The 6,682-nt window shown below is 72.6% G+C and carries 5 protein-coding genes; 2 read left to right on the top strand and 3 right to left on the bottom strand.

Annotated features, from left to right (window positions below):
• Positions 1–634, bottom strand: a 634-nt coding sequence (locus CWIS_RS09835) for a carbohydrate kinase (RefSeq protein WP_048343102.1), incomplete at its 3' end; no start/stop codon positions are given.
• Positions 635–739: 105 nt separating this feature from the next.
• Between CWIS_RS09835 and CWIS_RS09830 the strand changes: the two genes are divergently transcribed.
• The gene (locus CWIS_RS09830) at positions 740–2,200 is read left to right on the top strand and encodes an alpha-amylase family protein (RefSeq protein WP_048343109.1); all 1,461 of its coding nucleotides are present in this window, start codon (positions 740–742) and stop codon (positions 2,198–2,200) included.
• A 62-nt stretch (positions 2,201–2,262) separates the two neighbouring features.
• On the opposite strand, the gene CWIS_RS09825 is transcribed toward CWIS_RS09830, so the two are convergent.
• Together CWIS_RS09825 and CWIS_RS09820 are read right to left on the bottom strand one after the other, a co-directional pair.
• The gene (locus CWIS_RS09825; RefSeq protein ID WP_048343101.1) at positions 2,263–4,032 is read right to left on the bottom strand and encodes an alpha-amylase family glycosyl hydrolase; all 1,770 of its coding nucleotides are present in this window, start codon (positions 4,030–4,032) and stop codon (positions 2,263–2,265) included.
• Positions 4,033–4,156: 124 nt separating this feature from the next.
• Positions 4,157–5,203, bottom strand: a complete 1,047-nt coding sequence (locus tag CWIS_RS09820; RefSeq protein WP_369796546.1) for a LacI family DNA-binding transcriptional regulator — start codon at positions 5,201–5,203, stop codon at positions 4,157–4,159.
• A gap of 230 nt (positions 5,204–5,433) precedes the next feature.
• On the opposite strand from CWIS_RS09820, the gene CWIS_RS09815 reads away from it, so the two are divergent.
• Positions 5,434–6,682: maltose ABC transporter substrate-binding protein (locus CWIS_RS09815; RefSeq protein ID WP_048343108.1), on the top strand; the 1,249-nt coding region annotated here is incomplete at its 3' end.

Below are 6,682 nucleotides of genomic sequence, written 5' to 3'. Positions count from 1 at the left end.
CGCGGGTCGCGACGGCGAGCGTCGCGCCCCCGGCGACGGCCGCGGACAGGTACGCACCGGGGTCGGTCAACCGCGCGGCGGACACGAGCAGCACGTCGGCGGCCGCGACGAAGGCGCGGGGGTAGTCGCCCACGCCGTCGTCGTCGTGGACGTCGCACCAGACCGGCACGCCCGCGGCCCGCGCGACGTCGAGCAGCGGGCGCGAGGAGTCCGCGAGGTCGAGGACGGCGGCACGCGCGCTGCGCACGAGCCCGAGCGTCTCGTCGTCCGGCGGGGGAGCGGCGGGCAGCTCGAGGTAGACCGAGAGGCGGTCGCCGTCGTCGGACACGAGGTTGACGTGGCGCTCGGTGCGACCGCCGAGCGCCGGCCGGGCCACGACGCGCAGCGTGTCGCCGTGGCGCCCGGCGCGCAGCGCGGCCAGGACGCGCGACGCGGGCTCGTCGTCGCCGGTCGTCGTGACGAGCGTCGTCGGGACGCCGATCGCAGCGAGCGTGACGGCCTTGCCCGCGGACGTGCCCCCGAGCCCGTCATGGTGGCTCGAGGCCAGGACCATGTGCGGCACCGGTTCCGGGAGCGTCGGCAGCCGGACGACGGTGTTCCAGGACGCGGGCCCGTTCACGACGACGTGAGTCACGTGACGCAACCTACGGGCCCGGACCCCTACTCTGGTAGCCCTGGCAGCAAGTTGCTGCAAGCCGTTGCAGCACCGTTGCGCACGGCTGACGACCTGGTGGTGACGATGACGCACCTCGTACGCCGCGCGGCCGCCGCGCTCGCGGGCCTCGCCCTGCTCACGCTCTCCGGCTGCGCCGGCGACCCGCCCGACCCTTCGACCCGGCCCGCGACTGACGGCAGCGGGCACGACGTCGGCGTGCAGCTCTTCAGCTGGACCTGGGACGCGATCGCGGACGAGTGCACCTCGACGCTCGGACCGGCGGGCTACGCGTGGGTGCTCACCTCGCCCCCGCAGGAGCACGTGCTGGGCGAGCCGTGGTGGACCGCCTACCAGCCGGTGAGCTACGAGCTCGAGTCGCGGCTCGGGACGCGCGAGCAGCTCAGCGCGATGATCGCGACCTGCCACGAGGCGGGCGTGGACGTGCGTGTCGACGCGGTGGTCAACCACATGACCGGCCAGGACGCGCCCGGCACCGGGTGGGCGGGCTCGTCGTACGAGCACTACGCCTACCCGGGGCTGTGGGCTCCGGACGACTTCCACCACTGCGGCCTCACCGCGAACGACGACATCGCGGTCTACCTCGACCGCGCCCAGGTCCAGACGTGCGAGCTCCTGAACCTCGCCGACCTCGACACGGGCAACCCGCAGGTCCGCGAGCGGCTCACCGCCTACCTGCAGGACCTGCTGTCGCTCGGCGTCGACGGGTTCCGGATCGACGCCGCCAAGCACATCGCGGCCGACGACCTGGCGGCGATCCTCGCGCCGCTGCCGGACGACGTCGCGATCATGCAGGAGGTCATCCGCGGGTCCGCCGAGCCGATCACGCCCCAGGAGTACGTCCCCCTCGGGCAGGTCTACGAGTTCACCTACGGCAAGGAGCTCGCCGGGATGCTCGCGGGCTCGCCCGGGCTGGCGCTCGAGCTCGGGCAGGCCGCCGCGCGCTACGTGCCGTCGGACGACGCGATCGTCTTCGTCGAGAACCACGACACCGAGCGCAACGGCTCCACGCTCAGCTACCAGGACGGCCCGACCGACGCGCTCGCGAGCGTCCTCATGCTCGCCGGGGCGTACGGGACGCCGCAGGTCTACTCCGGCTACGCGTTCACGGACACCGACACCGGCCCGCGCCAGGACGCCGACGGCCGCGTGCTCGACGCGACCTGCGTCGCGGACCCGGCACCGACGACGCCCGTGACCGACGGCGACTGGGTGTGCCAGCACCGTTGGCCGCAGGTCGCGGGGATGGTCGGCTGGCGCGGTGTCGCGGGCGACGCCCCCGTGGTCGACACCTGGTCCCAGGGCGACGCGGTCGCCCTCGGTCGGGGTCGGCGTGCGTTCGTCGTCGTCAACGCCGGTGACGACGAGTTGGTCACGACGCTGAGCACGAGCCTGCCCGACGGGGGGTACTGCGACGTCCTGGCCGGCCAGGAGGACTGCCTCGCGACGGAGGTGTCCGACGGACGGCTGAACGTCACCGTCCCGCCGCGGTCGGCGCAGGCCTGGGACGTCGCGCACCGGTCGTGAGCGCACGCCGTCCGCACCGCCACGGCGTCAGGAGCCTCGTGGCGGTGCGGACGGCGTGGATGTCAGGGGCGCACCCAGACCGTCGTGTCGGCGCCGACGAGCAGCGCGCCCGCGTCGTCCGTGGCGAGCGGGCCGGACGCGAGCAGCACCCGCGTGCCCGCGGCGAGCACGACCGGCCCGTCGCCGAGGTTGGCGACCACGCGCACGTCGCGGTTGACGAAGTCGAGGACGTCGGCACCCGACGGCAGCCACGTGAGACCACCCGAGCCGAGGGACTCCGCGCGGCGCACGCGCAGCGCGGTGCGGTAGGTCTCGTAGGTCGAGCCGGGCACGCCGCGCTGGACGTCGGCCGCGTAGCGCGCGAACGACTGCGGCTGCGGCAGCCAGGTCTCGCCCGTGGGGGAGAACCCGAACCCGGGCTCGGCGGCCGCCCACGGGAGCGGGACGCGGCAGCCGTCGCGCCCGAGCTCGGCGCCCAGGGTCCGGAAGAACGCGGGGTCCTGACGCACGTCGTCGGGCAGCGTGGTGTGGTCGGGCAGGCCGAGCTCCTCACCCTGGTACAGGTACGCCGAGCCGGGCAGGCCGAGCATGAGCAGGCTCGCGCACCGTGCGCGGCGCAGGCCGAGCTCCTCGTCGGGCTGCTCGTCGTCGGCGCCGATCCCGTTGGGCCGCGAGCCGGGCGTCGCGAGCCCGAGCCGGGACGCGTGCCGCACGACGTCGTGGTTCGACAGCACCCACGTGGTCGGCGCTCCGACGGAGTCGGAGGCCGTGTACGAGGCGGTGATCACGTCCCGCAGGGACGGCGCGTGCCACAGCGTGGCGAGGAAGGCGAAGTTGAAGGCCTGGTGCATCTCGTCGGGCCGCACGTACCGCGCCAGGCGCGACAGGGGCTCGACCCAGGCCTCGGCGACCAGCGCGCGGTCGCCGTCGTACTCGGCCAGGACGCGGTGCCACGCGCGGTAGATCTCGTGGACGCCCTCCTGGTCGAACATCGGGCCCTGGTTGCCGGAGCCCGTGACCTCGTCCACGCGGCCCCCCGCGCTCGGCGCGTGGTCGTGCAGCGCGTGCTCGGCGGCCTCGAACGCGGCCTCGGAGCCCTCGATCATCGAGACGTGACCGTCCCAGTCGGGCAGGCCCTCGGCCTTGACCATGCCGTGGGCCACGTCGATGCGGAAGCCGTCGACGCCACGGTCGAGCCAGAACCGCAGCACGTCCTCGAACTCGGCGCGCACCTGCGGGTGCTCCCAGTCGAGATCGGGCTGACGCGAGTCGAACAGGTGCAGGTACCACTGCCCGTCGGGCACGCGAGTCCAGGCCGGGCCGCCGAAGATCGACTGCCAGTTGTTCGGCGGCTGCTCGCCGTTCTCCCCGCGGCCCTCGCGGAACAGGTAGCGCTCGCGCGCGGCCGAGCCGGGGCCGTCGGCCAGTGCCTCGACGAACCAGGCGTGCTCGTCGGAGGTGTGGTTCGGCACCAGGTCGACGATCACGCGCAGCCCGAGCCCGTGCGCCCGGGCGAGCAGCGCGTCGAAGTCGGCGAGCGTGCCGAACAGCGGGTCCACGTCGCGGTAGTCGGCGACGTCGTAGCCCGCGTCGGCCTGCGGCGAGCGGTAGAACGGCGACAGCCAGACCGCGTCCACGCCGAGCTCGGCGAGGTGCTCGAGGCGCGAGGTGATCCCGGGCAGGTCGCCGATGCCGTCGCCCGACCCGTCGGCGAACGAGCGCGGGTAGACCTGGTAGATCACCGCGTGGCGCCACCACTCGCCGTCGAGCGCCCCGGGCGCGTGCACGACGGTGGCCTGGTCGGTCAGGGGGTGGGCGTCGAGAGTCGTCACGAGTGCTGAGTCGCTTCCTTGAGGGGTTCCGCTCGCGCGGACGGGCGTGCCCGCTCGCCCGAGGCGTCGGCGAGGCAGGGGGATGGCGCAGTGGGGTGGCGCAGGACGCGCCGGGAGGGCCGGGTCAGACGACCGTCGGCACCGGCTGGTCGAGCGGCACGACGACAGGCGCGGCACCGGTCGAGCCGCGCACGATGAGCTCGGGGTGGAACTTGAGCTCCATGCGCGAGGCCGGGGTGCCGTTGATCTCCGCGACGAGGGCGGAGACCGCGGCGTGCCCCATGGCCAGCACGGGCTGGCGCACGGTGGTCAGCGGGGGATCGGTGAAGGCGATCAGCGGAGAGTCGTCGAAGCCGACGACGGACAGGTCGTCCGGCACCTCGAGCCCGCGCGAGCGGGCGGCGCGGATCGCGCCGAGCGCCATGAGGTCCGATCCGCACACGATCGCGGTGTGACCCGACGCGATGAGCTCGAGCGCCGCCGCCTGACCGCCCTCGACCGTGAACAGCGTCGAGACGATGTGCGGTGCGGCGTCCTCGATCCCGAGGTGGCGCTGCAGGTTGTGGGCGAACGCGACCTTCTTGCGCTGCGCCGGGACGAACCGGTCGGGCCCGATCGCGAGGCCGATGGACCGGTGACCGAGCGAGACCAGGTGGCGGAACGCGAGCTCGAGCGCGGCCTCGTCGTCGGTCGAGACGAACGGCGCGTCGACGCCTTCGGCGAAACCGTTGACGAGCGCGATCGGCATGCCGCGGCTGCGCAGCCGGTGGTAGCGCTCCTTGCTGGCGGACGTGTCCGCGTGCAGGCCGGAGACGAACACGATGCCGGCGACGCCGTGCTCGAGGAGCATCTCGACGTACTGGTCCTCGGTGGTGCCGCCGGGGGACTGGGTGCACAGCAGCGGCGTGTACCCGCGCTCGGTGAGCATCGACTCGATCACCTGCGCGAACGCGGGGAAGACCGGGTTGGCGAGCTCGGGCACGACGAGGCCGACGAGGCCGGCCGAGCGCGTGCGCAGCTTCTCCGGGCGCTCGTACCCGAGGACGTCCAGCGCGGCGAGCACCGCCTGCCGTGCCTGAGCGGACACGCCGTGCTTGCCGTTCAGCACGCGCGACACGGTGGCCGTGCTGACGCCGGCCTGCTCCGCGAGATCCGTCAGACGGGTACGCACGGGGGGCAGCGTAGGGGACACCGGCCCTCCTCGTCCTCGGCCGTTCGTGTGTCGAGCGGCCTCGGGCGCCCCTGGGACGCCCTCTGCAACTGTTGCCTGAAAGTTACCGTAACGACTTGCAGCCACGGTTGCAACGACGTTAGCGTCGGCTCATCAGGCCAGAGTCGGTGGGGTGCGGCGCATCGTCCGGTCTCTGGGCAACGCCACCACGACACCAGGAGATAACGACGATGCGACGGAGCATCCCGGCCTTCGCGGCCGTACTCGGACTCGCCTTGACCCTCACCGCGTGCGGCAGCGACTCGGACGGCGGCACCGCCGAGACCACCGCTCCCGCCGGCGGCGAGGAGACCACCGCTCCCGCGCTGACCGGGACGCTGACGATGTGGGTCGACGAGACCCGCATCGACGTGATGAAGCCGATCGTCGAGCAGTTCCAGACCGAGACCGGCGTCAAGGTCGACCTCGTGCAGAAGGTGTCCGGCGACATCCGTACCGACTTCGTCTCGCAGGTCCCGACCGGCGAGGGCCCGGATGTCATCATCGGCGCGCACGACTGGACCGGTGAGTTCGTCAACAACGGCGTCGTCGCCCCCATCCAGCTCGGCGACAAGGCCGAAGAGTTCTCGACGTCGGCCGTGCAGGCCTTCACGTACGACGGCCAGATCTACGGCGCCCCGTACGCGATCGAGAACATCGCGCTCGTCCGGAACAACGCGATCCTGCCCGAGACCAAGGCGACGACGTTCGACGAGCTGGTCGCCGAGGGCAAGGCCGCCGGCAAGACCTACTCCGTGCTGATCCAGCAGGGTGACCAGGGCGACGCGTACCACCTGTACCCGCTGCAGACCTCGTTCGACGCCCCGATCTTCACGCAGGACGCCGACGGCTCGTACACGAGCGAGCTCGGCCTCGGCGGCCAGAACGGCGACAAGTTCGCGACCTACCTGCAGAAGCTCGGCCAGGAGAAGGTCCTCGACCCCGCCCTCGGTGGCGACCAGGTCAAGGAGGCCTTCCTCGCGGGTGAGTCGCCGTACATCGTGACCGGTCCCTGGTACACGACCGAGTTCACGAACGCCGGTCTCGACATCTCCGTCCTGCCGGTCCCGAGCGCGGGTGGCTCCGAGGCCAAGCCGTTCGTCGGCGTGCAGGGTGCCTTCATCTCGGCGAAGTCGAAGAACCCGGTCCTCGCGAACGAGTTCGTGACCAACTTCCTCACGACCGAGGCCGTCCAGACCGAGCTGTACAAGGCCGGCGGTCGACTGCCGGCGCTCAAGACCGCTGCGGCCAAGGTCGACGACCCGGTGCTCGCCGGCTTCAACGAGGCCGGCGCGACCGGCGCCCCCATGCCGTCCATCCCGGAGATGGGTGCCATGTGGCAGTTCTGGGGCACGACCCAGGTGCAGATCATCGGCGGTCAGGCGACCGACCCGGCCGGTGCCTGGAACACGATGGTGACCAACATGCAGGGCGCCATCG

This window comes from Cellulomonas sp. A375-1, from assembly GCF_001040865.1.
Lineage (GTDB): Bacteria > Actinomycetota > Actinomycetes > Actinomycetales > Cellulomonadaceae > Cellulomonas > Cellulomonas gelida.
This window is presented reverse-complemented; position numbering and strand designations above follow the sequence as displayed.

Coding starts and splice junctions, on each gene's coding strand:
- CWIS_RS09830 (WP_048343109.1), top strand. CDS start 740: ATGACGCACCTCGTACGCCGCGCGGCCGCCGCGCTCGCGGGCCTCGCC.